The organism is Pseudomonas sp. 06C 126, assembly GCF_001855215.1.
GTDB classification, from domain to species: domain Bacteria; phylum Pseudomonadota; class Gammaproteobacteria; order Pseudomonadales; family Pseudomonadaceae; genus Aquipseudomonas; species Aquipseudomonas proteolytica.
Genome location: NZ_MIFU01000071.1, coordinates 1 through 268 on the forward strand (window position 1 = coordinate 1; position 268 = coordinate 268).

Annotated in this window: 1 protein-coding gene; it reads right to left on the minus strand. The window is 53.4% G+C overall.

Annotation, left to right across the window (positions count from 1 at the left end; all coding sequences use genetic code 11):
• Nucleotides 1-268 (minus strand): immunoglobulin-like domain-containing protein (locus BHC62_RS07935; RefSeq protein ID WP_371128910.1); only part of this gene is annotated, 268 nt, incomplete at both ends.

Genomic DNA, 268 nt, shown 5'->3' on the forward strand with positions numbered 1-268 from the left:
CTGGACGGTTTGGGTGCTCTTATCGATGAACACGTCATCGCCTGGAGCATCAACAATCACAGTACCAACGGTTTCGCCGGCCTTGATGGTGATGGTTTGTTTGTTATCGAGCGTCAGGGTGACGTCGGTGTCCGCTTTATTAGAAAGCGTCGCGGTGTAAGTGATTTTTCCGCCTTCGTTGACGGCGTCTGGCGCGGTCAAGGTGACGGTAGTGGTGTTATCGGTGCCAGGTGTGTCAGTTACGACGGTGGTGACTTTATCGGTACCT